The 23,152-nt window shown below is 75.5% G+C and carries 22 protein-coding genes; 9 read left to right on the forward strand and 13 right to left on the reverse strand.

Annotated elements, in window-relative coordinates:
* The first annotated feature begins 100 nt into the window (after positions 1 to 100).
* Both dhaL and ACH4TG_RS37730 read left to right on the forward strand, forming a co-directional pair.
* Positions 101 to 766 carry a dihydroxyacetone kinase subunit DhaL gene (dhaL, locus tag ACH4TG_RS37725; RefSeq protein ID WP_398247253.1) on the forward strand — a complete coding sequence of 222 codons (666 nt, stop codon included), beginning with the start codon at positions 101 to 103 and terminating at the stop codon, positions 764 to 766.
* Positions 763 to 1,227, forward strand: a complete 465-nt coding sequence (locus ACH4TG_RS37730) for a PTS-dependent dihydroxyacetone kinase phosphotransferase subunit DhaM (RefSeq protein WP_398247255.1) — start codon at positions 763 to 765, stop codon at positions 1,225 to 1,227. The genes dhaL and ACH4TG_RS37730 overlap by 4 nt, the downstream gene beginning before the upstream one ends.
* Before the next feature lie 131 nt (positions 1,228 to 1,358).
* Here the strand turns inward: ACH4TG_RS37730 and ACH4TG_RS37735 are convergent, their stop codons facing one another.
* From ACH4TG_RS37735 to ACH4TG_RS37755, 5 genes are all read right to left on the reverse strand, one after another.
* A complete protein-coding gene (locus ACH4TG_RS37735) occupies positions 1,359 to 1,643 on the reverse strand; it encodes a hypothetical protein (RefSeq protein ID WP_398247257.1) in 285 nt (94 codons plus the stop codon).
* A gap of 179 nt (positions 1,644 to 1,822) precedes the next feature.
* Positions 1,823 to 2,614: an ABC transporter permease gene (locus tag ACH4TG_RS37740; protein WP_398247259.1), complete on the reverse strand. Its 792-nt coding sequence runs from the start codon at positions 2,612 to 2,614 to the stop codon at positions 1,823 to 1,825.
* 10 nt (positions 2,615 to 2,624) lie between these two features.
* The gene (locus ACH4TG_RS37745) at positions 2,625 to 3,500 is read right to left on the reverse strand and encodes an ABC transporter permease (protein WP_398247261.1); all 876 of its coding nucleotides are present in this window, start codon (positions 3,498 to 3,500) and stop codon (positions 2,625 to 2,627) included.
* Between the two features lies 1 nt (position 3,501).
* Positions 3,502 to 4,461 (reverse strand): ABC transporter ATP-binding protein, encoded by a 960-nt coding sequence (locus tag ACH4TG_RS37750; protein ID WP_398247263.1) that lies wholly within the window; start codon positions 4,459 to 4,461, stop codon positions 3,502 to 3,504.
* Positions 4,462 to 4,623: 162 nt separating this feature from the next.
* Positions 4,624 to 5,130 (reverse strand): NUDIX hydrolase, encoded by a 507-nt coding sequence (locus ACH4TG_RS37755; protein ID WP_398247265.1) that lies wholly within the window; start codon positions 5,128 to 5,130, stop codon positions 4,624 to 4,626.
* A 193-nt stretch (positions 5,131 to 5,323) separates the two neighbouring features.
* Here ACH4TG_RS37755 and ACH4TG_RS37760 point away from each other — a divergent pair, with 193 nt between their 5' ends.
* Positions 5,324 to 6,400: an O-antigen ligase family protein gene (locus ACH4TG_RS37760; protein WP_398247267.1), complete on the forward strand. Its 1,077-nt coding sequence runs from the start codon at positions 5,324 to 5,326 to the stop codon at positions 6,398 to 6,400.
* 95 nt (positions 6,401 to 6,495) lie between these two features.
* On the opposite strand, the gene ACH4TG_RS37765 is transcribed toward ACH4TG_RS37760, so the two are convergent.
* Positions 6,496 to 7,044, reverse strand: coding sequence for a hypothetical protein (locus ACH4TG_RS37765; RefSeq protein WP_398247269.1), 549 nt, complete (start codon positions 7,042 to 7,044; stop codon positions 6,496 to 6,498).
* A 45-nt stretch (positions 7,045 to 7,089) separates the two neighbouring features.
* Positions 7,090 to 7,866 carry a glutamate racemase gene (locus tag ACH4TG_RS37770; protein ID WP_398247271.1) on the reverse strand — a complete coding sequence of 259 codons (777 nt, stop codon included), beginning with the start codon at positions 7,864 to 7,866 and terminating at the stop codon, positions 7,090 to 7,092.
* 247 nt (positions 7,867 to 8,113) lie between these two features.
* On the opposite strand from ACH4TG_RS37770, the gene ACH4TG_RS37775 reads away from it, so the two are divergent.
* Positions 8,114 to 9,292 carry a glycosyltransferase gene (locus tag ACH4TG_RS37775; RefSeq protein ID WP_398247342.1) on the forward strand — a complete coding sequence of 393 codons (1,179 nt, stop codon included), beginning with the start codon at positions 8,114 to 8,116 and terminating at the stop codon, positions 9,290 to 9,292.
* A gap of 76 nt (positions 9,293 to 9,368) precedes the next feature.
* Here ACH4TG_RS37775 and ACH4TG_RS37780 read toward each other — a convergent pair whose 3' ends face one another.
* Positions 9,369 to 10,712: a TerD family protein gene (locus tag ACH4TG_RS37780; RefSeq protein WP_398247273.1), complete on the reverse strand. Its 1,344-nt coding sequence runs from the start codon at positions 10,710 to 10,712 to the stop codon at positions 9,369 to 9,371.
* A gap of 202 nt (positions 10,713 to 10,914) precedes the next feature.
* Here ACH4TG_RS37780 and ACH4TG_RS37785 point away from each other — a divergent pair, with 202 nt between their 5' ends.
* The 4 genes from ACH4TG_RS37785 (at position 10,915) to ACH4TG_RS37800 (ending at position 15,651) form a co-directional block, all read left to right on the forward strand.
* Positions 10,915 to 11,445, forward strand: a complete 531-nt coding sequence (locus ACH4TG_RS37785) for a DUF6643 family protein (protein ID WP_398247275.1) — start codon at positions 10,915 to 10,917, stop codon at positions 11,443 to 11,445.
* 30 nt (positions 11,446 to 11,475) lie between these two features.
* Positions 11,476 to 12,303, forward strand: a complete 828-nt coding sequence (locus ACH4TG_RS37790; RefSeq protein ID WP_398247277.1) for an MOSC domain-containing protein — start codon at positions 11,476 to 11,478, stop codon at positions 12,301 to 12,303.
* 90 nt (positions 12,304 to 12,393) lie between these two features.
* Positions 12,394 to 13,044 (forward strand): hypothetical protein, encoded by a 651-nt coding sequence (locus tag ACH4TG_RS37795; protein ID WP_398247279.1) that lies wholly within the window; start codon positions 12,394 to 12,396, stop codon positions 13,042 to 13,044.
* Positions 13,045 to 13,239: 195 nt separating this feature from the next.
* A complete protein-coding gene (locus tag ACH4TG_RS37800) occupies positions 13,240 to 15,651 on the forward strand; it encodes a right-handed parallel beta-helix repeat-containing protein (protein ID WP_398247281.1) in 2,412 nt (803 codons plus the stop codon).
* On the opposite strand, the gene ACH4TG_RS37805 is transcribed toward ACH4TG_RS37800, so the two are convergent.
* Positions 15,621 to 17,945 carry a hypothetical protein gene (locus tag ACH4TG_RS37805; RefSeq protein ID WP_398247283.1) on the reverse strand — a complete coding sequence of 775 codons (2,325 nt, stop codon included), beginning with the start codon at positions 17,943 to 17,945 and terminating at the stop codon, positions 15,621 to 15,623. The genes ACH4TG_RS37800 and ACH4TG_RS37805 overlap by 31 nt on opposite strands.
* A gap of 253 nt (positions 17,946 to 18,198) precedes the next feature.
* Here ACH4TG_RS37805 and ACH4TG_RS37810 point away from each other — a divergent pair, with 253 nt between their 5' ends.
* Complete coding sequence (locus ACH4TG_RS37810) at positions 18,199 to 19,050, forward strand: DeoR/GlpR family DNA-binding transcription regulator (protein WP_398247285.1); 852 nt, start codon at positions 18,199 to 18,201, stop codon at positions 19,048 to 19,050.
* Positions 19,051 to 19,499: 449 nt separating this feature from the next.
* Here the strand turns inward: ACH4TG_RS37810 and ACH4TG_RS37815 are convergent, their stop codons facing one another.
* The 4 genes from ACH4TG_RS37815 to ACH4TG_RS37830 form a co-directional block, all read right to left on the reverse strand.
* Entirely contained in the window at positions 19,500 to 19,973 is a 474-nt protein-coding gene (locus ACH4TG_RS37815) for a hypothetical protein (protein WP_398247287.1), read from the reverse strand.
* 198 nt (positions 19,974 to 20,171) lie between these two features.
* A complete protein-coding gene (locus ACH4TG_RS37820; RefSeq protein WP_398247289.1) occupies positions 20,172 to 21,587 on the reverse strand; it encodes a hypothetical protein in 1,416 nt (471 codons plus the stop codon).
* A 124-nt stretch (positions 21,588 to 21,711) separates the two neighbouring features.
* Positions 21,712 to 22,365 (reverse strand): cytochrome b/b6 domain-containing protein, encoded by a 654-nt coding sequence (locus tag ACH4TG_RS37825; protein WP_398247291.1) that lies wholly within the window; start codon positions 22,363 to 22,365, stop codon positions 21,712 to 21,714.
* A complete protein-coding gene (locus ACH4TG_RS37830) occupies positions 22,346 to 23,104 on the reverse strand; it encodes a molybdopterin-dependent oxidoreductase (RefSeq protein ID WP_398247293.1) in 759 nt (252 codons plus the stop codon). The genes ACH4TG_RS37825 and ACH4TG_RS37830 overlap by 20 nt, the downstream gene beginning before the upstream one ends.
* Between the last annotated feature and the right edge of the window lie 48 nt (positions 23,105 to 23,152).

Genomic DNA, 23,152 nt, shown 5'->3' on the forward strand with positions numbered 1-23,152 from the left:
CGCACGACCTGCACGCCGTGCCTGCGCGCCCCCGCGGCCCGCAGGCCGCACGACCGGCCCGACCGGCTCGACCCGCACGGCACCCGCGGAAAGGCACCGTATGAACGCGCTCCCTGAAGGCGGCTCCCCGATCGACGCGGCGTTCGTCCGCCGCTGGCTGGACGCGGCGACCACCGCCGTCGACCGCGAGGCGGCCGCCCTGACCCAGCTGGACTCCCCGATCGGCGACGCCGACCACGGCACGAACATGCGCCGCGGCTTCGTCGCCGCGCGCACCGCGGTCGAGCAGGAGCCGCCGGACACGCCGGGCGGCGTGCTGGTGGCCGTGGGCCGGCAGCTGATCTCGACCGTCGGCGGTGCCTCCGGCCCGCTGTACGGGACCCTGCTGCGCCGCGCGGGCAAGGCGCTCGGTGACGAACCGGCGGTCACCACGGCGCAGTTGGCGGACGCGCTGCGCGCCGGCGTCGAGGGCGTCGGCCAGCTGGGCGGTGCCGCGCCGGGCGACAAGACGATGCTGGACGCGCTGATCCCGGCCGTCGACGCGCTGGCGAAGGCCCTGGACGCGGGCAGCGGCACCGCGGACGCCCTCGCCGCGGCCGCGACGGCGGCCGGCGAGGGGGCCGAGGCCACCACGCCGATGCGCGCCCGCAAGGGCCGGGCCAGCTACCTCGGCGAGCGCAGCATCGGCCACCAGGACCCGGGCGCGACGTCGTCCGCCCTGCTGGTCACCGCGTTCGCGGACACCGCCCGGGAGGTCGGCGCATGACCCCGCCCGCCGCTCCCGGCTCCCCCTCCCCGTCATCCGACCCGCGGGGCGCGGGGTCGTCCGCTCCCCTGGTCGGTGTCGTCCTGGTCTCGCACAGCGCGTCCGTGGCCCGGTCGGTGGCCGAGCTGGCCGCGGGCCTGACCGGGGGCGCCGCCGAGGTGCCGGTGGCCCCGGCCGGCGGCGGCCCGGACGGCGGCCTCGGCACCAGCTCCGACCTGATCGCCTCCGCCGCCCGGTCGGTCGACCGCGGCGTGGGCGTGGCGGTCATCGCGGACCTGGGCAGCGCCGTGCTCACCGTCAAGGCGCTGCTGGCGGATGATGAACTGCCGTCCGGGGCACGCCTGGTGGACGCTCCGTTCCTGGAGGGGGCGGTCGCCGCGGTGGTCTCCGCCTCGGCCGGGGCGGACATCGACGCGGTCGCCGCGGCGGCCGGGGAGGCGTACGACTACCGCAAGGCCTGACGGCCGGCACCGCTCGTGCCGGCGACCGCGGGGTCCGGCGCCCGTAACGCCCGTACGCCCTTGGGCCGGCGGGCACGTGAACGGGCCCCCTCCGCCGTGGCCGGCGGAGGGGGCCCGGTGCGAGCGGGCGGTCAGCGCCCGTAGGCGAGCAGGGCGCGGACCATGCGGCAGGTGATGTCGGACGGCGGGTGCACGCCGATCAGCTCGGCGGTGAGGCGTATCCGGCGGTTGCCGGCCTGGGCCGGCTCGTAGACCCCCGAGTCGAGCAGGGCTATGACCAGGCGCATCGTCTTCAGCCGGCGGTTGTGCGCGATGTACCACTCGCGCGGCAGCCCGGCCGGCAACGGCTTCTTCGGCAACGACATCGGCATCGGCAGGGACATCGGCAGGGGAAGTACGGCAGCAGCCATCGGCATCCTCCAGAGGCGTCGGCCAACCCTCTCGAACACTCTCGATTTTACCGCCAAGCACTGACAAAGTCCGCAGGCCATCGAGGGGTTGAGAGTCCGTCAGCACCGCTCGCGCGGCCGTCATCCGCAACGGCCGCCGTGGCGGGCTCGCCGCGCCCAGGGACACCGCTCGCACTCCCGCCGGATCACCGCACGAGGGTGCGTTCCAGCCGCCGCAGCGCCAGGACGGTGGCCAGGGCGCCGAGGACCAGGAGGTAGCCCGCGGCGACCGCGACCCGGGCGTCCACCGTGCCGAGGGCGGGCTCCCGGATCAGCTCGATGCTCTGGTACAGCGGCAGGCACTCCACCAGCACCTGCACCGGGCGGGCGTAGACGCCCAGCGGGTAGAAGGTGGTGGCGAACAGGAACATCGGCAGCATCACCAGTTGGATCAGCTGGAAGTCCTGCCAACTGCGCAGGTACGTCACGACGGCCAGCCCGGCGGCCGCGAAGGCGAACGCGATGAGCAGCGCGCCGGGCAGCATCAGCACCGCCCAGGCCGAGTGGACCAGGCCGAACGCCGCGACGACCGCGCCGAACACCACGGTGACGGCCGTGCCGCGCAGCAGCGCCCACAGCACCTCGCCGACCGCAACGTCCCTGACCCGCAGCGGCGTTGCCAGGATCGAGTCGTAGGTGTGCAGCATCCTCAGCTTGGCGTAGAGGTTGAACGTGGTCTCGTTCATGGCGCCGTTCATCGCCGCCGTGGCCAGCAGCGCGGGGGCGACGAACTCGACGTAGCTGACCGAGGGGTCGCCGAGGCCCGGCACGTGGCCGACCAGGGCGCCGATGCCCACGCCCATCGACAGCAGGTACAGCAGCGGCTCGAAGACCTCGGCGAGCAGCAGGTACCAGGTGTGGCGGTGGATCACGAGGTTGCGTTCGACCAGGGTGACCGGGCCGGCCAGGCCCGGCTTCCTCAGCAGCGCGGTGAGCACGTCGCTCCTTTCAGCGGTGCAGCCGGCGGACGTACCGGCGGCCGGCCCAGGCGGTGCCGGCGGCGGCGAGCGCCAGCAGGTAGGCGAGGTGGACCGCGGCCGCGCCTGGGTGCAGGGTGCCCAGCGCGGTGACGCGGGTCAGCGCCACCCCTTGGTACAGCGGCGTGCACTCGGCGATCGGCCGGGCCCAGCCGGGGAGTTGGCCGATCGGGAAGAAGGTGCCGGAGAACATGTACAGGGGCATCACCACGAACCGGTAGAGGCCGTTGAGCCGGCTCTGCCGGTCGACGGCGACCGCCCAGGCCATCAGCGGCGCGGCGAACGCGAGCCCGGTGAGCAGCACCGGCCCGGCGGTCAGCAGCGCCCGGAGCGGGCCGACGACGCCGAACGCGGTGACGACGGCGAGGAAGAGCATCCCGCTCAGCAGGACCCGGAAGGCCACGAACAGCAGGTGCCCGGCGAGGATGTCGCCGGGGCGCATCGGAGTGGCCGCCGCCGCGGGGTAGTTGCCCTGCGGCCCGGCCGACTGGACGACCGGGAAGGCGCCTTCGATGAAGCCGTTCTGCATCGCGGAGGCGGCCAGCAGGCCGGGCGCGAGGAAGTGCAGGTACGGCGTCCCGGCCAACTGCCCGCTGTGGTGGGCGTCGACGAGCTTGCCGAGGCCGGCGCCGAGCGCGGTGAGGAACAGCAGCGGGTTGACCACGCTGATGACCACGGACCCGCGCCAGGTCCGCCGGTAGCGACGCATCCAGTAGCCGAACTCCCGCAGGGCGGGCAGCCGGGCCGCCAGGGTGTCGAGCAGTGCCGCCCCGCCCTGCCGCGGCCGGCCGCCGGGCGGGTGGGGTGGTGCGGTGCCGCCTTCGGTGGCGGGGAGTGCCGTCGTCATGTCAGTCCACCAGCGTCCGGCCGGTCAGGGTCAGGAACACGTCCTCCAGGCCGGCCCTGCGGACCAGGGCGGTCTGCGGTGCGGCTCCCGTGGCGTGCACGGCGGCCAGTGCGGCCTCGCCGTCGTCGGCGTACACCAGCAGCCGGTCGGGCAGCACTTCGCGCCGCGCGCCGATCGCCGCGAACCGCTCTGCGAACTCCGGGTGCCGGCCGTCGGGGAAGCGCAACTCCAGTACCTCGCGGGTGCAGTGGCGGGCGATCAGCTCGGCGGGGCTGCCCTCGGCGACGATCCGGCCGTGGTCCATCACCACGATCCGGTCGCAGAGTTGCTCGGCCTCGTCCATGTAGTGGGTGGTGAGCAGCAGGGTGACGCCCTGCTGCTTCAGCCGGAACAGCCGCTCCCACAGCAGGTGCCGGGCCTGCGGGTCCAGGCCGGTGGTGGGCTCGTCGAGCAGCAGGATCTCGGGGTCGTTGACCAGGGAGCGGGCGATGGTCAGCCGGCGGCGCATTCCGCCGGACAGCGCCTCCACCTGCTCGTCCGCCTTGTCCTCCAGGCGGGCGAACTCCAGGAGCCGCACGGCGCGTTCGCGCACCACCGCGCGCGGCAGCCCGAAGTACCTGCCGTACACCAGCAGGTTCTCCCGGACCGTCAACTCGGTGTCCAGGGTGTCGTCCTGGGGTACCGAGCCGAGCCGGGCGCGGATCCGCGCGCCGTGGACCGCCGGGTCCATGCCCAGCACGCGCAACCGGCCGCCGGACACCGGCGAGACGGCCCCGATCATCCGCATGGTCGTGGACTTGCCGGCGCCGTTGGGGCCGAGGAAGCCGAAGGCCTCGCCGCGCAGTACGCGGAAGTCGATGCCGGCGACGGCCTCGGTGGGCGCGCCCTCGCCGCGCGGCGCGTGCACCTTCCGCAGGTCGACCGCCTCGATCAGCGGTGCTGCGGCTGCGGCCTCGGACATCTGCGCCCTCCCCGTGTGCGATGGACCGGGCTCCGGCGCGCGTCACGACGCGCCGAAGCAGAGGCATCCCATCAGAGGAGGGCGCAATACTCAATCAGTTTTCACGCAAGGATTGGACTTGATGACGAAACTAGCCGGAGACCCCCGAGGAGGACCTGCGGCTCAGGGCGCGAAGCCCGGGTCGTCCAGTCCGGGAGCGGTGGCCGGGGCGAACCAGGCGGGTTCGTCGCGCAGCGCCAGTTCGATCCGCCCGCGGGCGATCGGGCCCAGCGCGGGCAGCTCGTCGAGGGCGAACCAGCGGACCTCCAGCGACTCGTCGTCGTTCACCCGGGCCTCGCCGGACAGCGCCCGGCAGCGGAGCACGATGTCGATGTACTGGGCCCGGTCCCCGTTGGGGTACACCACGCGCTCGTTGGTGAAGACGCTGAGGACCCGCTCGACCACCGCGGACACGCCGGTCTCCTCGTGGATCTCGCGCACTGCGGCCTCGGCCGGCTGCTCACCGGGATCGGGGATACCGCTGATGAGGGCCCACTTGCCGTTGTCCGCACGCCGGTTGAGCAGCACCCGGCCGCGGTCGTCGAAGACCACCATGACCACGCCGGGCAGGAGCAGCAGGGTGTCCCCCGCCTTGGCGCGGATGTCCTGGATGAACTGGGGAGTCGCCATGCGCAGAGCCTACGAGATGGAGGGTGAACACCACATCAGCACCAGGTTTCACATGTGCGGCGAGGTTCCTGCACAACATATCCACAGGGTGGCCCCGCACCGGTTACGGTGACCCGGAAGCAGAGCGCCCACGCGGGAACGCGGGCCTGACGGCACCCCGTCGCGCCCGCGTGGCGGCAGGGGGTACCGGGGGATGGACACGACGGCCGGCGATCCGCCGGACGCGGCACAGGCGGGCCGGGACGGTGCCGCCGGCGCGCCGCTGCCCGGCCTGCACCCCCGCGGCGCGGCCACCGACGCGGCCGGCGTCGCGGTCATGGCCTGCTGCGCCGTCTGGGCGCTGGTCGCCGCGGCAGGACGGCCGGCCCGGCCGGAGGGGACGCTGCTCGCGCTGCTCGCCGTCGCCGCGGGATACGCGGCCGGCCGGATCCTCGGCGCGCTGCTGCCCGCGCTGGCGCCCGCCACCGCGGCGCTCGCCGTCCTGGCCCTGGTCCTCGTCCCGCCGTCGCGCCTTGCGGCGCACCCGGCCGCGCCGCCGCTCGGCTACCCCAACGCGGACGCGGCCCTGCTCGTGCTCGCCACCGGGGCGGCCTGCTGCGCGGCCTGGTCCTGCTCCGGCCGGGTCCGCCGCACCGCCCTGCGGGTGGTCGGCGCCGGCGCGGCGGTGACCGCGCTCGCCCTGGGCTCGGCGGCGGCCTTCGCCGCGGGGATCGCGGTCACCCTGTGCTCGCTGGCCGCCGCCCGGATGCGGAACCACCGGCTGCTCGGGCTGGCCGGCCTGGCGCTCGCCGCGACGCTGGCCGCCGGCACCAGTTACGCGGTGGCCGTGGATGCCCTGCCGTCCGGCCTGACCGAGTCCCTGACCGGCCAGCTGACCCAGCCGCGGGTGCAGCTGTGGCACGAGGCCGTGACCCTGGCCGAGCACCACCCGCTGCGCGGGGTCGGCCCCGAGCGGTTCGGCGACGAGAGCAGCGGCCTTCCGCCGTCCGGGGCACCCTCGTCCCCGTCGCCGCAGTCGGCCCCCTTGCAGCTGGCGGCGGAGCAGGGCGTCCCCGGGGTGGTGCTGCTCGCGGCGGCCTACGGCTGGGTGCTGTGCGCGCTGTGGCGCTCGTCACGTCCGACACCGGTCGTGCTCACGGCGGGGGCGGCGCTCACCGGGCTGGCCATGATGGCCACGGTCGACCACGTCCTGAGCTACGCGGTGGTCACCGCGGGAGCCGGGTTCCTCGCCGGCATGGCGACGTCCCAGCCGCTGACCGCGGAGCCGTGAGAGGCGGCCGGCGGCCCGGGAGGCTTCGGTGACGGCCGCCCCCTTGCGGGAAGGGCGCGCCCTGCGCTCCACCTGAGGCTCGGACGCGCCAGGGCTCAGACGCCGTCGCCCGACGCGCGGGTGCGCACCCGCAGCAGGTCGCGGATGGTCTGGACGGCGCCTTCGGCGTCGTCGACGGTGACCGTGAACCGGTGCCCGGTGCCGAGGTCGATGACCACACCGGGACCGCGCCGCACCACCACCGCGGTGCCCTTCTCCGGCCGCCAGCGGTAGCCCCAGCCGCCCCAGGCGCGCGGGCTGATCAGCGGGGCGAGCTGCGCGCCGCTCACGTCCTCCATCGGGATCCGGCGCCGCGGCACCCCGATGTGGCCGCAGCGCACCTGGACCGCGTCGCGGTCGATGCGTACGTGCACATGGGTGAAGGCGATGGTGCCGAAGAGCACCAGCAGGCCCACGGCCAGGCAGCCCACGACGGACATCACCAGGGGTGCGAGACCCGAGGTGCCGGGGCCGTTGACGGCCAACAGGATGCCCAGGGCGAGGCAGGCGGCGCCTGCCCCGGCGAGCAGCCACTGCATGCGGTTACTGGCCCGGCCCGTCCACACCTGGGGCGCACGGTTCGCCGGCCGAGGAGCGTGCGTCATGTCTGGCAGCGTACTCAAGGGGCCGCGGTTCGCCAGCCTCTCGCGTCAAGCTGTGGCGGGCGTCGCAGCCAGCAGTGCGCCTTCCGGGTAGGCCAGGGCGACGCCGGGGAGCGGGGCGGGGCGGCCGTTGAGGAGCACGTCGAGCGTGCCGGGGCGGGCCGCGGCGGGCTCGGGCACCGCGTCGGCGCCGAGCCTGCGCAGGGCCTGGGCGGCGACCGCGTCGGCGGAGCCGTACAGGGCGGCGCCCGGGACGGCGGCGGCGATCCGCTCACCGACCAGCTCGTAGTGGGTGCAGCCCAGCACGATCGCACCGACGCCGGCCGGGGTGAGGGCCGCAGCCGCGGCGACCGCGGCCGCGACGGCCACGGTGTCCGCGCCCTGCACCGCGTCGGCGAGGCCGGGGCACGGCACCTCGGTGATCTCCGCGCCGTTGCCGAACTCCTCGATCAGGGCGCGCTGGTAGGGGCTGCCGGTGGTCGCCGGGGTGGCCCAGATCGCCACCGAAGGGTGGACGGCCGCGGCGGGCTTGATCGCCGGCACGGTGCCGATGACGGGCAGCCCGGGCTCGAACGCGTCCCGCAGGGCGGGCAGGGCGTGCACGGAGGCGGTGTTGCAGGCGACGATCAGCGCGTCGAGCCCGTGCGCGGCGGCGGCCCGTGCGCAGGCCAGCGCGCGGTCCGTCACGTCCTCCGCGCTTCGCGGTCCCCAGGGCATGCCCTCCGGGTCCGACGCCAGCACCAGGTCCGCGTCCGCGCGGAACCTGCGCACCGCCGCGGCAGCGGCGAGCAACCCGATCCCCGAATCCACCAGCCCGATCTTCACGCCCACCACCATATGCGGTCGCTCCGGCCCGGCCGGCGCGCCGGGGCGGGTCCGCGAACGGACCGGCTCAGCGGGGACGGCGCGGCGCGGTCACGGTGCGACGCCGTGCCGGCCACGCACCCGGAGGGCACCGCGGGCGGAGCCCGGGGCCCCGCTCCGGCACGACGCGGCAGGTCCGGCCCTGTTGCGGGGGTGCCGTGCCTCCCGGCGGGGGCGGGGGTGGGGCAGACTGCGGGGCGTGGACGGGATGATCGTGGTGGCAGGGGTGGCGCTCGGCGCCTGGGTGTGGCTGCTCGCCGGGCAGGGCGGGTTCTGGCGGACGGACGTGCGGCTGCCGCGCACCGGCGGGGAGCCGCAGGAGTGGCCCGACGTGGCCGTGGTCGTCCCCGCGCGGGACGAGGCGGACGTGCTGCCGATGAGCCTGCCCTCGCTGCTCGCGCAGGAGTACCCGGGGAAGGCCGCGGTCTTCCTCGTGGACGACGGGAGCTCCGACGGCACCGGTGACGTCGCCCGCGCCCTGCACGCGGCCGGCGGCGGGCTGCCGTTGACCGTGACCTCGCCGGGCGAGCCGCCGGCCGGCTGGACCGGAAAGCTGTGGGCGGTGCGCCACGGCATCGCCCAGGCGCGCGACCAGACCGGTGCCGAGTTCCTGCTGCTCACCGACGCCGACATCGCGCACCGGCCGGACAGCCTGCGCGCGTTGGTGGCCGCGGCGACCACCGCCGACCTCGACATGGTGTCCCAGATGGCCCGGCTGCGGGTCACCACCGGCTGGGAGCGCCTGATCGTGCCGGCGTTCGTGTACTTCTTCGCGCAGCTCTACCCGTTCCGCTGGATCAACCGCGCCGGTTCCCGTACCGCCGCCGCGGCCGGCGGCTGCGTGCTGCTGCGGTCCTCCACCGCGGCCGCCGCCGGCGTGCCGGACGTGATCCGGCAGTCAGTGATCGACGACGTCGCGCTGTCCCGCGCCGTGAAGCGCTCCGGCGGGCGGATCTGGCTGGGGCTGGCGGACCGGGTGGACAGCGTCCGCCCGTACCCGGGGCTCGGCGAGCTGTGGCGGATGGTCTCGCGCAGCGCCTACGCCCAACTGCGGCACAACCCGGCGGTGCTGGCCGGCACCGTGCTGGGGCTCGCGCTCATCTACCTGGTGCCGCCGGCCGCCGCGCTCGGCGGCGCACTGGCCGGCGCCTGGCCGCTCGCGGCACTGGGCCTGGCCGCGTGGGCGGTGATGACCGGCACCTACCTGCCGATGCTGCGCTACTACCGCCAACCGCTGTGGCTGGCACCGCTGCTGCCGTACACCGCCGCCCTGTACCTGCTGATGACGGTGGACTCGGCGGTGCAGCACTACCGCGGGCGCGGCGCCGCGTGGAAGGGCCGCACCTACGCGCGCCCGGACGCGCAGCCGGACGACACCCCGGCCTGAGCCCCGCCGGCCGGCGCTGCGGCCCGACGCCGTCCGGCCGGCTCGCCGGGCCGTGCGCGGCAGGGCCGGTGCCGGCTCACTTGCGGCCCGGCGTCCAGGAGAGCCCCCAGCCGTACGCGTAGTCGACGGTGCGCTGCGGGCTGACGCCGCGCCGCGGCACCAGGTACCGCGCCTCGCGGCGGACCACCAGTTCCTCGCCCTCGCGGACCAGCAGGGCCAGGGCGCACACCGAGGACTCGACCGTGCACTCGTCCAGGGTGAAGTCGACGTCGGCGCCGCGCTCGGGCCGCAGCGTGACCCGGGCGTCGAGCCCGGCGAAGCTGCGGGCGCCCCGGTAGATCGTGACGAAGAGCAGGACGCGCCGGAAGTACGCCGCCCGGTCCATGTTGAGGGTGAGGTGCTCGCCGGTGCCGCCGGACCGGTCGTCGCCGTCGAGCAGGATGAACGGGGGCCGGTCGAGGGCGCCGAACGCGCCGCCGAGCGACTGCACCACGCCCTTGCTGCCGTCGGACAGCTCGAACAGGGCGCACAGGTCGAGGTCGACCGGCCGCTGGCCCCATCTGCGCTGCGGCGCCTCCCAGTCGAGGGCGACCCGCAGGGCCCCCGAGGTGGCGCCCTGCTTGGCCAGCGAGACGGCCGGCGCCTGCTTGGTGAGCGTGACCTTCGACAGCCGGACCGGTGGCGGGGCGGCAGGCGGAGCCGCGGCCGCAGCCGGGGGCGGGGGCGGAGGCAGGACGGGGGCCGGACCGCCGGACGCGCCGGGAGCACCGCCCCCGGAACCGGCAACACGACCGGCAACAGCGCCGGACCCGCCACCGGAACCGTCACCATGGCCGGTGGGCCTCGCAACGGCCGTGTCCGGTGCGGCAGTTGGGGCTGCCAGTGGCGGAAGGCCGGGCAGTGCGTCGGGCGCCAGCCCGTACGCCGCGCCGAGCCCGGCGAGCCCGCTCTCGTAGCCCTGGCCGACCGCGCGGAACTTCCAGCCGCCGCCCCGCCGGTAGCACTCGCCCAGCACGTAGGCCGTCTCGCGGGACGCGTCCGCGCAGTCGTGGCGGACCACCTCCGCGCCGCCCGCCAGGGCCCGCACCCACATGCCCGGCACGGCGCCGAACGGCCCGCCGTCGCTGCGGGCCACGACCAGGACCGTCTCCACGGCGGGCCCGACGGCGGCGAGGTCGACGGTGAGGCTGTCGACGGCCTGCCCGCCGTCATCGGCGGACCCCTCGTACCGGACCGCGGCCGAGCCGTGCACCGGAGCTGCCGCGTGGACGAAGTCCGCGGCGCCGCGGGCCTTCCGATCCCCGGTCAGCAGCAGGGCGCACAGGTCCGTGCGCGGACCGCCGCCACCTGCGGATCTGCCGAACTCCAACCGCACCACGGCGGTCGGCAGCGGCGCGTTCTCCCCCCTGCGCAACGCCATCGCGTGCCCCTCCCCTGCCCGTCCCTGCGCACCTCGGTCCCCACAGCACCCCCGGCGGCGCGTTTTACCTGATCACACCATGAAAGGGTGACCGTTTTCCGAGGATTCGCTCAGATTGATGAACGAAGGTCACTCGCTGCACGCCAAACAACCTTCTAATCGGTCTCCCCAACGACCACATCGTGGGCTTAACTTATGGCTCATGACCACCCCCCGCGGTTCGTACGGTGGCGGCTACGGCGGCTACCCCTCGTCTGCGTCCTTTCCGGACACCCCGATCTACGACAGCCTCGTCGCCGAACGCGGCACCCCGCAGATCGCCCCCATCCGAGTGCCGTCGGCGTACACCCCGTACGACTCCACCGGCTACAACTCCTATGGCGGCGGCAGCAATCTGCCGGCTCTCCCGGCGCTGCCCGCCCTTCCGTCCGGCCCCTCGGCCCAGCAGCACCACCCGCAGCCGCAACCGGTGCACAACAGCTACCCGTCGATGGGCCAGCCGCAGCCGCCGGCGCCGTACATCCCGCAGCAGGCGCCGCGCCCGGCGTACAACGGCTACGGCAACGGCGGCCACCCGCAGCAGCAGCAGCCCGGCGGTTACGAGGCGGCCCGCCCGGTCCCGCCGCGGCCGATGCAGCCGCGGCAGATGCCCGGGCACCCCGAGGACCAGTACCCGCGCCGGAACCTGGGGCTGGGCGCCCCGCCGGCCCAGGGCGGCTACTACCAGGGCTGACCTCACCGCGGCGCCTGCGAGGATGGGCCCATGACCATCCCACGAGTGAGCGCGCTGCACGTGTACCCGGTGAAGTCGCTGCGCGGCACCAGCACGGGGAAGGCGGTCGTGGAGCCGTGGGGGCTCGCGGGGGACCGCCGCTGGATGCTCGTCGACGCCGGGACGCACAAGGCCGTCACCCAGCGGGAACAGCCGAGCCTGGCCCTGGTGGCCGCGGTCCGGGACGGGGACTCGGGACTGCGGCTGTCGGCGCCCGGGCACGGGCCGTTGCGCGTGCCGGTGCCGGAGCCGGCGGCGCTGGAGACGGTGCGGCTGTTCGCCGACAAGGTCGAGGTGCTGCCCGCCGGCGAGGAGGCGGACCGCTGGTTCAGCGGCTATCTCGGCGTGCCCGTACGGCTGGTGCACCTCGACGATCCCGCCTTCCGGCGGCCGGTGGACCCGCGGTACGCGCAGCAGGGCGAGACGGTGAGCCTCGCCGACGGCTACCCGCTGCTGGTCACCACCACCGCCTCGCTGGACGCCCTCAACGCGCTGATCGCGGCGGGCGACCGGGCGGAGGAGGGGCCGCTGCCGATGAACCGGTTCCGCCCGAACGTCGTCGTCGACGGCACTGCGCCGTGGGCCGAGGACGGCTGGCGCCGGGTGCGGATCGGCGAGATCTCCTTCCGCGTGGCCAAGCCCTGCGGCCGGTGCGTGGTCACCACCACCGACCAGGCCACGGGTGCCCGCGGCAAGGAGCCGCTGCGCACGCTCGGCCGGCACCGCAACGTGGACACGAAGCTGCTCTTCGGCCAGAACCTGATTCCCGAGAACCGCGGAACCCTGTCAGTCGGTGACCCGTTGAGCGTGGTGGAGTAGCGCGCTTCCGTGTCACAACCGCGGGGCGCGCGGACTCCTGCTTGGGGAGCGCCGCCCACCGGCGGTGCACGGGTGAAGGGGGTGGCCGTCGTGGGCGCTTTCGCGAGCCGGCCGGCACGTCGCCGCACGACCGTCCGCCGGCTCGGCTGGCAGTGGCGGCGCAATCCGCTGCGCCGGCGCAGCGACCTGGCCGAGGCGTGGCTCGGGCTGGTGACCGTCCTTCTGCTGTGCCTGCTCCCGCTGCTGGGCTGGTGGGCCGGCCGGTCCGTGGACCGCGCCCTGCAGCACGTGGTGCGGGTGCAGCACGCCCAACGCACCCTGGTGACCGCCACGGTGGCGCCCGCGAGCAGCGCCCGCAGCACGGAGACGGCGGCGGCCGCCGACGGGCCCGCGGTCACCGCCGAGCAGGACGCCCGCCACGGCGACGTGCTCGTGTGGACCGGGCCCGACCACAGCAAGCACACCGCGATGGTCCCGGCCGACCTGGAGGTGTGGCACAACGACACGGTCCGGTTGTGGACCGACCGGCACGGCGCGATCGTGCCGGCCCCGCTCGACTCCCCGACCGCCGTGACACACGCCGCGCTGGCCGGGGTCGCGGCCGCCGCCGCGGCCGGCGGCCTGCTGCTGATGCTCCGTCAGATCCTGCTCTGGCGCCTGATGCTGCGCCGCATGGACTCCTGGGAGCGCGAGTGGGCCCGCGTCGGCCAGGACTGGGGCCGTACGGGCGCGGGCGGTTGAGCCCGCCGCCCGCCGGGACGGGTGACGCCTCGCACGGGCGAGCGGGCACGGCCGGCCTCCAGGCAGGCCCCGGTGGGAGCCGTCCCCACGACGGCCGGGGCGCCGGGAGGCGAGACGGTGGCAACCGGAGGTGCCAGGTCGCGCTACGGTTGATCCCCGGTCGGCCGACGCAAGAGGTGGGGGCAGAGCAGCCCGATGGCACATGGCGTGGTGCAGGTCACCAACCCGAGCGGTTCGCGGTGGCGCCGCCGCACAGGTGAGTACGACACGCTCGCCGACGCCTTGGCGGCGGCGAGCGACGGTGACGTGCTGTCGGTGTCCCCGGGCACCTACCGGGAGAACGTGGTCGTCGACCGGGCGGTGACGCTCCGCTGCGCGGAGGGCCCGGGCACGGTGCGGATCGCCCCGGCCTCCGGCGTCGCGCTGACCCTCCGCTCCTCGGGTGCCGTGCACGACCTCGTGGTGGAGGGCCAGGACACCTCCGCCGCCGCCCTGCTGGTGGAGGCGTGCGCGCCGGAGCTGTCCGGGCTGCGCCTCAACACCCACTCGGCCGTGGGCCTGGAGGTGCGGGACGGCGCGCGCCCGACCGTGCGCCGCTGCACCGTCGACAACCCGGCCGGTCTCGGCATCAGCGTGCTTGACGGCGCCGGCGGCCTGTTCGAGGAGTGCGAGGTGGTCGCCGCGGGCCAGAGCGGCGTCTCGGTGCGCGGCGGGGCCGGCCCCCGGCTGGAGCGCTGCCGCGTCCACCACTCCTCCGGCGCGGGCGTGTCCGTGACCGGCGAGGGCACCTCGCTGGAGGCCGTGGGCTGCGAGGTGTTCGAGGTCCGCGGCACCGGTGTGCAGGTGTCCGCCCGGGCCACCGGCAGCTTCACCGACTGCCGGGTGCACCGCACCACCGGCGACGGCGTCGCGCTGGACACCGACGCGGTGCTCGCGCTCGCCGACTGCGAGATCCACGACATACCGGAGAACGCCGTGGACCTGCGGGCCCGTTCGGTGCTCACCCTCACCCGCTCCACGGTCCACCGCTTCGGCCGCAACGGCCTGTCGGTGTGGGACCCGGGCACCCGCGCGGACGCCGACCACTGCGAGATCCACGACAGCACCGGCGACTACCCGGCGGTCTGGGTGAGCGACGGCGCCGTGGCGATACTGGACGCCTGCCGGGTGCACGACGTACCGGACGCGCTGTTCGTGCTGGACCGCGGTTCGCGGGCCGACGTCGTGGACAGCGACTTCGCGCAGATCCGCAACACCGCGGTGTCGGTGAGCGACGGGGCGAGCGTGCAGCTGGACGACTGCCGGATCCGCGACGCGTCGACCGGCGCGTGGTTCCGCGACCACGGCAGCGGCGGCACCCTCGCCCAGGTCACCATCGACGGCGCGCAGACGGGCGTGATCGTCACCAAGGGCGCCGACCCGACGCTGGAGCGCTGCACGGTCACCGACGCGGCGGAGGCCGGGGTGTACGTGTCCGCGGAGGGCCGCGGCACCTTCACCGGCTGCCGGGTGACGGGCAGCCGCGGCTACGGCTTCCATGTCATCGACGGCTGCCGCTCCACGCTCACCCGGTGCCGCACCGAGCGCTGCGCGCGCGGGGGTTACGAGTTCGCCGAGCCGGGCCCGGTGACCGAGGACTGCACCAGCGACCGGGCCGCCGTCGAGGAGGTCCCGGTGCCGGTCCCTGCCGTGCCCGCCGGGCCGCCGGTGACGCAGCCCGCCACGCAGTCCTACGGCCTGCTGGGCGGCGTGCCCGGTCAGCGGCCGGAGGCCGCGCCGGAGCCGAAGGCCCCGGCGCGGGCGGGCGACGAGGTGCTCGGCGAACTGGACGCGCTGGTCGGGCTGGACGGCGTCAAGCGCGAGGTGCGCACGCTGATAGACCTGATCTCGGTGGGCCGGCGGCGGGAGAAGGCCGGCCTCAAGGCGGCGTCCCCGCGGCGGCACCTGGTCTTCACCGGCTCCCCCGGCACCGGCAAGACGACGGTGGCGCGCCTGTACGGCGAGATCCTGGCGTCGCTGGACGTGCTGGAGCGCGGGCACCTGGTGGAGGTGGCCCGGGTCGACCTGGTGGGCGAGCACATCGGCTCGACCGCGATCCGCACCCAGGAGGCGTTCGACCGGGCCCGCGGCGGCGTGCTGTTCATCGACGAGGCGTACGCGCTGGCCCCGGAGGACGCCGGCCGGGACTTCGGGCGCGAGGCGATCGACACGCTGGTGAAGCTGATGGAGGACCACCGCGAGGCCGTGGTGGTGATCGTCGCCGGCTACACCGCGGAGATGGAGCGCTTCCTGGCGTCCAACCCCGGTGTGGCGTCGCGTTTCTCACGGACCATCACCTTCGGCGACTACACCTCGGCGGAGCTGCTGCAGATCGTGCGGGCGCAGGCCGCCGACCACGAGTACCAGCTCGGTGAGGACACCGGTGAGGCGCTGCTGAAGTTCTTCACCGCGCTGCCCAAGGGACCGGCGTTCGGCAACGGCCGTACCGCACGGCAGACGTTCGAGGCGATGGTGGAGCGGCACGCGGTGCGGCTGGCCCACATCGACGAGCCGACGCACGAGGAGCTGCAGCTGCTCTACCCGGAGGATCTGCCCGAACTGCCCTGAGCGGGCACGCCCTTGGCCTCGGGCAGCCGGGCCAGCAGCAGGGCCCGCTGCTCGGCGAACGCCGGGTCGGCCTGAAAGTCGGAGTGCCCCAGGACGGGTTCGGGCAGCGGGTGCGCCGGGCTGCGCCCGTAGGCGGCCGGGTCGAGCAGCGGCCCGCAGTCGACGGGGTCGTGCGGGGCGCCGAGGCCGACCGGGCCGCCGATCGGGTCGGTGCGCCGCCACAGGTTGCTCCAGACGTGCATGTCGTCGTGGAGGTCGCGCAGCCGCGCGGTGCCGAAGTGGGCGGGGAACCAGCGGCCGTAGAGGCGGGCGAGCGGGCAGCCGTAGGTGAGCAGGGCGACCCGGCCGCGCACGGCGGGGTCGAGCTGCCAGACCGCGGCGGCGGCCAGCACGCTGCCCTGGGAGTGCCCGGAGATGATGATCCGCCCGCCGGTGGACTGGGTCCAGGAGGCCATCCGCCAGCTGAGGTCGGGCACGGCGCGCTCGGCGTAGCAGGGGGGCGCGAACGGGTGGGCGGCGCGCGGCCAGAAGGTGCCGACGTCCCACAGGATGCCGACGGTGCGGCGGGCGGACGGGTCGCGGTACGCCTGGCGGCCGAGCGCGACGAGCGCCACCACGCCGGCGCCCACCAGCCACGAGCCGAGGTACTGGGCGGTGCCGGCCAGCGCCCGCAGCACCCCCGGAGCGCCGGCGGCCACCTCGTCCGGGGTGCCGCCGCCGGCCCACGCCCCGGCGACCGCTCCGCCGCCGAGCGCGAAGGCCGCCGCGCACACCACGGCGACGAGCATCGGCGCGGAGTCGGTGAGTCCGGCGCGGGCGACGGCGCGGGCGATCAGCCGGGTCCGCGAGGCGTGGTGCTCCTCGTGCGGGTACATCTGCTCGACCTCGTGCCGCAGCGCGTGCTCGCGGCGGCGCAGCCGGGCGGCGAGCACCGCGGCGCCCAGCGCGAGGAGCGCCAGCACGGCGGGGATGACGGACGCCTCCCAGGTGAGGACCGCGGGCGGTCCGACGAGCGGGCCGCCGTGCCCACCGGACGTGGGGCCGCCGTCGAGCCAGGCCGCGCAGCGCTGGGCGACACCGCCGGTCAGCACCCCGCCGAGGGCGCAGCCGAGCAGGGCGACGGCCGGTCCCGCCAGGCCGCGCAGCGCCACCCCGCAGTCCTCGAAGTCCGCGGGCGGGGCCCGGTGCAGCAGCACCGCGCACAGCGCGAGGGCGGCGATCAGGCCGCCCTGGCAGATGGTGACCGCGGAGAACGCCTGGGCGGACGGCAGCCGCCCCTCGGAGGCCCAACCCGGGCGGCTCCAGGCCCCGTAGACGGCGGCCGCGACGAGCGTGCCGGAGGAACCGGCGAGCAGCACCCGGGTGGTGCGCAGGTCGGGGGTGTCGTCGAGGCCGCCCAGCGTGCGGTCGGCGTTGCAGACCACGGCGCCCGCGGTGCCCGCCAGCGCGGCCAGCACGCCCACCAGGGTCCAGCCCGCGGCGCGCAGCGCCGGGTCGCCGTGCTCGGTGTCGAAGGCGAGCGCGGGCACGCACAGCGCGGTGGTGACGGTGAGCAGTCCGGCCGCGGTGTGGGCGGTGCGCAGCCGGGCGACGGACCGGCGGCCGTACCAGAAGCCGGGCAGGGCCAGCGGCGGCGTGCCCGGCGGGGGCGGTCCGGGCCTGATGGCGGGGCGCTGCGACTCGTAGGCGTACCAGGTGCGGTGGGACAGCCACCACAGTAAGCCGGTCAGCGCCACGGGCGCGGCCGCGGCCAGGGCGAGGCGCCGACCGGGCTGGCTCCACCAGCCGCCGTGCTCGGCCGAGGCGAACCCGAGCCACGTCCTGCCGCGGGCGCAGCCGGCCCGGCCGGCGCACTGCCAGCCGACGATGTCCAGGGCGACCTCGCAGACCGCGGCGACGAGCAGCACGGTGAGGGTCAGCGCGAGCAGCCGCACGATCACCTCGTAGCCGCGTGCCAGCCGGGTGCGCCGGGTCGGCGGGCGCATCCAGTGCGCCAGGTTGGTGACCATGAACGGGAGCAGCAGCAGCCACAGGGCCCGGCTGCCGTTGCCCGACGTGAGGTTGGACCAGCAGTACGCCTCCTGGACCGGTTCGTCGCCGCGCTGCTCGGGGTGCTCCTCGGCGTCGGCGTCGCGGGAGCGGCGGTGGATGCCGGCGGTGTCGTCGCCGGCGAGGCGCACGGTGTGCGGGTCGCCGAGCATCTGCTGGGGGGTGGTGCCGCCCACTCCGTGGACGAGCAGTTCCAGGGCGAGGGGAGTCGCGGTGCGCGCTCCGGTGTCCAGGTCCGTGGCCACTGGTGCCCCCGTTCCTCGTGTTCTCTGAGCGGTTCGTGCCCGCGTCACGCACCCGCGAATCCCCGCTCGGCGGGCGGTCAGGACGGGGCGGGTCCGGGCTGCCGGCGGTCGCCCCCGTCCACGGACCGGTCATGCGGCGTACACCTGGCGGGGTCCCCCGTGGAAGGATGACCCGCAGCACTCCGGCGCCTGGCGCGGTGCCTGCGCGCCGAGTGCACTGACCACAACGACACGAAACGGGACGGGGTCACGGGTGAGTGACAACCAGAACCTCCTCGCGGAGCAGCGGCGGGCCCTGATTCTGGACGAGGTGCGGCGGCGCGGCGGCGTGCGCGTCAACGAGCTGACCCGGCGGCTGAACGTCTCCGACATGACCGTGCGCCGCGACCTGGACGCGCTCGCCCGGCAGGGCGTGGTGGAGAAGGTGCACGGCGGCGCGGTGCCGGTGGTCGAGGCCAGCAGCCACGAGCCGGGCTTCGAGGCGAAGTCCGCGCTGGAGCTGGGGGCCAAGGAGGCCATCGCACGGGCCGCGGCCGCGCTGGTGCCGCCCGGCAGCGCGATCGCCCTGGCCGGCGGCACCACCGCCTTCGCCCTGGCCCACCACCTGCTGGAGGTGCCGGACCTGACCGTGGTCACCAACTCGGTGCGGGTGGCGGACGTGTTCCAGTCCGGGCAGCGCCGGCCGGGCAACAACCACGGCGAGGCGACAGCGACCGTGGTGATCACCGGCGGGGTGCGCACCCCGTCCGAGACGCTGGTCGGCCCGGTCGCCGACCGGGCGATCCAGTCGCTCCACTTCGACCTGCTGTTCCTGGGCGTGCACGGCATCTCGGTGGAGGCCGGCCTGTCCACGCCGAACCTGGCGGAGGCGGAGACCAACCGGCAGTTCGTCCGCTCGGCCCGGCGGGTGGTGGTCATCGCCGACCACACCAAGTGGGGGACGGTGGGCCTGAGTTCGTTCGCGTCGCTGGAGGACGTGGACACCCTGGTGACCGACGCGGGCATCCCCGAGGTGCTGCGCGAGGAGATCGCCGAGCACCTGGCCCACCTCATCGTGGCGGGCGAACCCCCCACCGAGTCCAACGGCACCCCCACGGACACCTGACAGCCCTCCCCCCAAGCCACCGCCGGCTGCCGCGGGGGCGCGGGGAACTGCGCGACCAGCCACGACGAGACCAGCAGACGGCAATGTGGGCTCGGGGCACGCCCGGCTGCCGCAGGGGCGCGGGGAACTGCGCGACAAGCCACCGCGGCGCGCCAGACGGCGACGCACCCCCGGGACCACCCCCGTTACCGCATGGGCGCGAGGAACTGCGCGACAAGCCACCGCGGCGCGCCAGACGGCAACGCGCCCCCGGGACCACCCCCGTTACCGCAGGGGCGCGGGGAAGTGCGCGACCAGCCACCGCGGCGCGCCAGACGGCGGCGTGCCCCCGGGACCACCCCGGTTACCGCAGGGGCGCGGGGAACCGCGCGACAAGCCACCGCGGCGCGGCGGACGGCAACGCGCCCCCGGGGGCACCCCGGATGCCGCCGCGGTCCACCGCCAGTGGCTCAGGCAACCGGCCCCGCGGAAGCGGGCGTCACGGGAGCGAGGGCCGGCGCGATGGGCCCGGGCGCGCTCGCGCCGCCGTTCTTCCAGCCGCCTCCGCTGACCAGGGACCATGCGCGGCCGGGCGCGAGCGCGACCAGCACGACGAGGACCACCAGGATCACCCAGGCCGTGCTGCGCACCAGCCGCCTGCGGGCCAGCCGGGCCTCGCCGGCGTCCGTGGTGGTCGTCCGCCAGGCGGTGGGAGCGGCGGACGCGGGGCGGCGACGCCGCCCGAAGCGGCGCCGCGCGCTCTCCGCCTCGGCGGCCCGCGCGTCGTCCTCGCGCAGTCGCCGGGCGACGATCCGGGCCCGCGCGGACGGCTCCTTGGGCGCCGTCGCGCGGATGTCGCGCTCGGTGTCGCCCAGGAACCGGTCCCACACGTCGTCCGGGACGGGCGGCTCGCCCTCGGGGAGCGGGGAGGAATCGGTGGTCACGGTACGCGCTCTCGTCTCGTCCTGGCCGGGGACGACGGCTTGCGCGACTCCCCCACGGATGGATCTTCGGCTCCGCCACTATTACCCGTCGAACGCATGACCCCACAAGTCCGCTTGTGTGCGGCCCCACACATGGTGGTGCGGGGCCGGCGGCCGGGACGCCCGCCCGGCGGCATCCCGCCGGGCGGGGGCGCGCCCTCAGCGGTACTCGGCCAGGCGCGGCCGCACCCCGAGCAGCACCATCACCCCGGCGATGCCGAGCGCCCCGGCGGGCAGCGCGGGCCAGCCGTCCAGCGAGGCGTGGGCGTCGGAGACCTGCGCGGTGAAGTCGGCCAACTGCCGTTCCGCCAGGCCGTCCAGGGTGGTGGCGAAGTCCCAGAAGTCGAACGCGACGTCGCCGCGCCCCACTTCGGTCAGCACCGCGGCCGCCTCGTCGATGTTCCCCGAGGCCTTCAGCGACCGCAGCCGGGTGTCGTCGGCCCGGAAGTGGCCGTACCGGGTGAGGACGTCCTGGTACGCGGGGCGTTCGGCGGCGGTGGCCTGGCTGCCGGGTGCCAGCAGGGCGTCCAGCCGCTCGGTGAGCTGCCCGAACTGGGCCTGGTCGCCGGCGCCGAAGGCCGCGTCGTGCACGAACCAGCGGCTCTGCGCGGCGGCCGCCTCCGCGGCCACGGCCCGGGCCTCGGCGAGCCGGGTCCACGGGCGCAGCCCCCGCGCGACCGCGCCGTCCACGCTCGAGGCGCCGGCCGTGAGCGCCAGGGTGCCGGCGAGCGTCACCGCGATCACCGCGGCGGTGCCCAGGGCCACCGCGGGGTTCACCGACCGCCGGTAGTCGCGGGCCAGTTCGCGCTGCCACCACAGCAGGAAGGCGAGCGTGACGGCGCCGAGCAGGCCCAGGACCAGGGCCCAGCGCACGGCGGCGTCGTGGGCCCGCGCCTGCTGGGACTCGGCCTGCCGCAGGTACACCGAGGAGAGCTCGGTGGCGACGGGCAGCAGGTCGTCGCGCATGATCTGCCCGGCCGAGACGTTCAGCGCGACCGCGAACCTCGGCGGGTGGCCGGCGTTCCTGGCCGGCGACTGCTCGTCGACGTATGCGGCGCGCCCGCTGAGGTCGTCGTAGCGGCCGAGGGCGTCGAGCAGGCTGCGCACCCGGTCGCCCTGTGCCCGGTCGCCGCCGAGCTGCCGGAGCAGGTCGCTGATCTGGGTGCGGCGCTGCTGTGCGGTGATCAGGGCGTTGAGCTGGTTGCCGACGGTGACCTCGGCGTCGGTGGCCGAGGTTCCGGGCGCCAGCGTGTCGGCGCGCTGGGCGTCCAGGTCGGCGAGCGCGAACCGCAACTGGGCAGCGGCTTCGGCCCGTTCGGCCACGGTGGTGCGCAACTGGGCGGTGTCGTCGCGGACGGTCACGCCGGCGACGACGGCGAGCGCGCAGAGCGTGCCGATCAGCACCAGCGCGGTCACCGCCCTGATGCCGAGCCGCCGCGGACCCGCCGGGCGGCGCGGTCCGGGCTTCGCCCGGTACGCCTCGGGTCTGGGAGCGGTCGCCGTGGTCAGAGGTGCTGCGCCCTGCTCCCCCGCGGGCGCCGCCGGCCGTTCCGTCGTCTCCTGAGACGTCGTCATGGTGGGACGTTAGGAGCGGGCGGCGAAGCGGCAGTGGCGTGCCGGCGGCCGCGCGGTGTCCTGGATGTAACGGAACCGCCCCGAAGTGCCGCGGCCCGAAGGGGCGTTGCCCGCCCCTGAAGCCCTATCTCTCCTCGGCCCGCCGCCCGTCGTCGCTCTCGGCGTGCCACAGGGTGTGCTCGCGGCGGGCCCACCAGGTGGACACATGGCCGGTGCGCAGCCCGTGGCGCGCCTCGGGGTCCTGGGCGGCGAGCCACACATGGCCGGTGATCACGACGCCGATCAGCAGTGCCAGCCAGTCGTGCACGAAGGTGGCCCCGGTCCGCCAGACCAGCGGCGACAGCCGCGGGAACCACATCAGCAGCCCGGTGCCGATCATGACGAGGACCGCACCGACGACGAAGGCGGCGAAGAGCTTCTGCCCGGCGTTGAACTTGCCCGCCAGGCTCGGCTGCCGCCTGCGGGTGCGGACCAGGGCGCGCAGCCAGCGCCAGTCGTGCGGGAAGAACCGGCCGAGGCGTCCCGCGTCGGCCCGGAAGGCGCGCGAGACCAGCCCGGCCAGGACGGGGACCGGCAGCAGGATGCCCGACCACTCGTGGACGGTGACCACCAGCCGCCGGCGGCCGACGAGTTCGGCGAGCGGCGGCAGGTACAGCACGGCCGCGGTGCCCACGCAGACCGCCATCAGGCAGTTCAGCGTGCGGTGCACCCAGGTCTCGGCGCGGGTGAAGCGGCGCACTCCCTCGGCGGCCCGGGACTCATGAAGTCGGGTCATCATGGCGGCCGTTCGACCTGCCCACCCATCCGTCGACGTCATAGCCGTAGTGCTCCCAGTAGCCGGGTCGGACGTCCTTGGTGACCGTGATGCCGGACAGCCACTTGGCGGACTTGTAGAAGTACATGGGTGCCGCGTACAGGCGGACCGGTCCTCCGTGGGCGGCGCTGACCGGCTTGTCGTTCATGGTCAGCGCCACGATCATGTCGGCGCGTCCGGCCTGGTCGAGGGTCAGGCTCTCGGTGTAGACGCCGTCGAAGCAGGTGAAGCTGAGCGCGGTGGCGCCGGCCGTGACGCCGGCCGCCTCCAGCAGCGTGGACAGCCGGACGCCGGAGAACGCGGTGTGCGGGACCCGCCAGCCGGTGACGCACTGCACGTCGCGCACCAGCCGGGTCTGCGGCAGGGCGCGCAGGTCCGCCAGCCGGTAGGAGGCGGGCCGGTCGACCATCCCGTCGATCCGCAGCCGGTAGTCGCTCTCGCCGCGGTGCGGGATGGAGTCCGAGACCGAGTAGAAGCGGAATCCGCCGCCGCCGGGCAGCAGTCCGGTCACTCCGGTGGGGTCCTTGGCGCTGACCGAGGCCAGCACGTCGTCCAGCTTCCCCTGGACGGCGCCGCCCACGCCGACGCCGAGCGCGCCGAGGCCCAGCATGCCGAGGACGACCCGCCGTCCCACGGGGGTGCCGCGGCCCTGCTCGGGGTCGGGCTCGCCGGCGGGCGCCGCCGCGGTGGTGCTGGTGTCCATGCCTCGATTCGAGCACGTGGCGGGCCCGGCGGCCAGAGCCGGGGCCAG

It is taken from the genome of Streptomyces sp. NPDC020917, from assembly GCF_044333795.1.
In the GTDB taxonomy this organism is placed as follows: domain Bacteria; phylum Actinomycetota; class Actinomycetes; order Streptomycetales; family Streptomycetaceae; genus Actinacidiphila.

Excerpts from the sequence above, each read along its gene's own strand:
- dhaL (WP_398247253.1), top strand. The coding sequence starts at position 101 with ATGAACGCGCTCCCTGAAGGCGGCTCCCCGATCGACGCGGCGTTCGTC.
- ACH4TG_RS37730 (WP_398247255.1), top strand. The coding sequence starts at position 763 with ATGACCCCGCCCGCCGCTCCCGGCTCCCCCTCCCCGTCATCCGACCCG.
- ACH4TG_RS37735 (WP_398247257.1), bottom strand. The coding sequence starts at position 1,643 with ATGCCGATGGCTGCTGCCGTACTTCCCCTGCCGATGTCCCTGCCGATG.
- ACH4TG_RS37745 (WP_398247261.1), bottom strand. The coding sequence starts at position 3,500 with ATGACGACGGCACTCCCCGCCACCGAAGGCGGCACCGCACCACCCCAC.
- ACH4TG_RS37750 (WP_398247263.1), bottom strand. The coding sequence starts at position 4,461 with ATGTCCGAGGCCGCAGCCGCAGCACCGCTGATCGAGGCGGTCGACCTG.
- ACH4TG_RS37755 (WP_398247265.1), bottom strand. The coding sequence starts at position 5,130 with ATGGCGACTCCCCAGTTCATCCAGGACATCCGCGCCAAGGCGGGGGAC.
- ACH4TG_RS37760 (WP_398247267.1), top strand. The coding sequence starts at position 5,324 with ATGGACACGACGGCCGGCGATCCGCCGGACGCGGCACAGGCGGGCCGG.
- ACH4TG_RS37765 (WP_398247269.1), bottom strand. The coding sequence starts at position 7,044 with ATGACGCACGCTCCTCGGCCGGCGAACCGTGCGCCCCAGGTGTGGACG.
- ACH4TG_RS37775 (WP_398247342.1), top strand. The coding sequence starts at position 8,114 with ATGATCGTGGTGGCAGGGGTGGCGCTCGGCGCCTGGGTGTGGCTGCTC.
- ACH4TG_RS37780 (WP_398247273.1), bottom strand. The coding sequence starts at position 10,712 with ATGGCGTTGCGCAGGGGGGAGAACGCGCCGCTGCCGACCGCCGTGGTG.
- ACH4TG_RS37785 (WP_398247275.1), top strand. The coding sequence starts at position 10,915 with ATGACCACCCCCCGCGGTTCGTACGGTGGCGGCTACGGCGGCTACCCC.
- ACH4TG_RS37790 (WP_398247277.1), top strand. The coding sequence starts at position 11,476 with ATGACCATCCCACGAGTGAGCGCGCTGCACGTGTACCCGGTGAAGTCG.
- ACH4TG_RS37800 (WP_398247281.1), top strand. The coding sequence starts at position 13,240 with ATGGCACATGGCGTGGTGCAGGTCACCAACCCGAGCGGTTCGCGGTGG.
- ACH4TG_RS37820 (WP_398247289.1), bottom strand. The coding sequence starts at position 21,587 with ATGACGACGTCTCAGGAGACGACGGAACGGCCGGCGGCGCCCGCGGGG.
- ACH4TG_RS37825 (WP_398247291.1), bottom strand. The coding sequence starts at position 22,365 with ATGATGACCCGACTTCATGAGTCCCGGGCCGCCGAGGGAGTGCGCCGC.
- ACH4TG_RS37830 (WP_398247293.1), bottom strand. The coding sequence starts at position 23,104 with ATGGACACCAGCACCACCGCGGCGGCGCCCGCCGGCGAGCCCGACCCC.